Raw genomic sequence first — 2,219 nt, forward strand, 5'->3', positions numbered from 1 at the left:
CTAATACCACATTAGTATTAAAACAAAGCATATACAGAGACCAAATAATGTCGATTGACTTTAACGACCCCGCCACAATTACCGATGAAGCCGTTCAGCAGCTAAATGATGAGCTTTCAAGTAAATCACCTCGCGAAATTCTAAAATTTGCGATGAACACCTTCGATAACATTGCAATTTCTTTCAGCGGCGCAGAAGATGTTGCCTTGATTGAGCTTTCTCATCGACTAACTGACGACCTTCAGGTTTTCTCGCTAGATACAGGCCGATTACATCCAGAAACTTACCGCTTTATTGAAAAGGTTCGCCAACACTATAACATCGACATTGAATTAATGACCCCCAATGCTGAGCGACTAGAGGCTTTTGTTAAGCAAAAAGGGCTATTCAGTTTTTTTGAAGACGGGCATAAAGAATGCTGTGGCATTCGTAAAGTAGAGCCTTTGAAAAGAAAGCTTGGTACCTTGAATGCGTGGGTTTCCGGCCAACGTAAAGATCAAAGCCCAAGCACTCGCTCTGAAGTTGCTGTTATTGAGATTGATCATGGCAACTCAAGCGACGAGCGTAAGTTAATCAAATTCAACCCACTTGCGAATTGGAGCTCTAAAGAAGTTTGGGATTACATTAGGCTTTCTGAAGTGCCTTACAATGAGCTGCATGAAAAAGGCTTCACCAGCATTGGCTGTGAGCCCTGTACCAAAGCAGTATTGCCTACCCAGCATGAGCGTGAAGGTCGCTGGTGGTGGGAGGAAGCAACTCAAAAAGAATGCGGCTTACACATTACCGAAAGTAAATAAGCCGTCGTCGATACAACAAGGCCGCGAATTAGCGGCCTTGTTTAACTAAAAGGAGCCTTGCTCTCTATAACGATTGCGCATACTTCTGCAAGCCTTTAGAGATCCCCTGCTCCAGGCCTTTCGAAATAATACTGGTAGTCAGTGGAATCTTAGACTCAAGCTCTATCGTGTAGTCTAGCGTTGTAGCGCCGCCTTCCTCACTAAATCTAAGCTCTCCTACATGGTTCTTAATGGGGCTTCCTTTAGTGATTTTGTATTGAATAAACTCATCTGGTTTAAACTCAGTAATCGTTTCTTCAAAGCCCGGTAAAATCCCGATCTTGATCTCTCTAACCGAACCCAAGCCGTTAGCACCATCAGCACCATCAACAACTCTAGACATATTGATACCACAAATCTTACCGAAAGTATTATGATCACTAAGTGTGGCAAATACCTCACTGACGGGCGCATTGAAAATTTGCTTCATTTTTATTGTATTAACAGACATGCATCACTTACCTTTTGGCGATTTAATAATAGACAGCGACACGATAAAGTCATCGTGACCCGTAGTCATTATATATAAATATTCCCGCCTTTAAAGCGAAAAGCGACTACTTAAGAAATTAAGCGTTAAAGGTAGTATCTGCGTTAAATCTTGTGGCTAAGCAGCTTGGCTTTTACTAGAATTAGCAAGCGGCATCACGAAACGACGACGCCTTTCAATATAACCGTAAATATGAGAACCCTATGTTTGACTACCAAGCCCCGAAAGACCTACTCCAATCCAAAGTCATTTTAGTTACCGGTGCGGGTGATGGAATCGGCAAGACAGCAGCACTTAGCTTTGCCAAGCATGGAGCAACTGTAATCCTATTAGGGCGAACCGTTTCAAAGCTAGAAAAAGTCTATGACGAAATCGAATCCAAGGGCTACCCAAAACCGGCAATCATTCCAATGAATTTGGAAGGCGCTGTAGAGAAAGACTATATTGACGTTGCTAACTCGATCGATGCTGAATTCACTCATATCGATGGTATTCTCCACAACGCGGCGCAGCTTGGATCCCTTACGAGTATTGAGCAATACGAAGTGTCCGTTTGGAACAAAATGATGCAGGTAAACGTTAATGCCCCTTTTATGCTGACAAAGACACTGTTACCACTACTTAGAAACTCCGAAGATGCCTCTATTATTTTCACCTCATCAAGCGTTGGCAGAAAAGGACGTGCATTTTGGGGGGCTTATTCTGTCAGTAAGTTTGCAAACGAAGGTTTAATGCAGGTACTAGCAGATGAGCTCGACGGCACGGATAAAACTATTAAAGTGAACAGCATCAACCCTGGCGCCACACGCACTAATATGCGAGCCGATGCTTACCCTGCTGAAAACCCCCATAATAACCCAAGCCCCGAACAAATCATGCCCGTTTACCTCTAT

The 2,219-nt window shown here is 43.3% G+C and carries 3 protein-coding genes; 2 read left to right on the forward strand and 1 reads right to left on the reverse strand.

Annotation, left to right across the window (positions count from 1 at the left end; all coding sequences use genetic code 11):
- Positions 1–47: 47 nt before the first annotated feature.
- On the forward strand, positions 48–797 hold the full coding sequence (locus A3761_RS18575; protein WP_082865177.1) for a phosphoadenylyl-sulfate reductase: 750 nt from the start codon (positions 48–50) through the stop codon (positions 795–797).
- Positions 798–861: 64 nt separating this feature from the next.
- On the opposite strand, the gene A3761_RS18580 is transcribed toward A3761_RS18575, so the two are convergent.
- Positions 862–1,287 (reverse strand): SRPBCC family protein, encoded by a 426-nt coding sequence (locus A3761_RS18580; RefSeq protein ID WP_068510313.1) that lies wholly within the window; start codon positions 1,285–1,287, stop codon positions 862–864.
- A 242-nt stretch (positions 1,288–1,529) separates the two neighbouring features.
- On the opposite strand from A3761_RS18580, the gene A3761_RS18585 reads away from it, so the two are divergent.
- The coding region (locus A3761_RS18585; protein WP_068750663.1) for a YciK family oxidoreductase at positions 1,530–2,219 on the forward strand (690 nt) is incomplete at its 3' end.

It is taken from the genome of Oleiphilus sp. HI0123 (genome assembly GCF_001635315.1).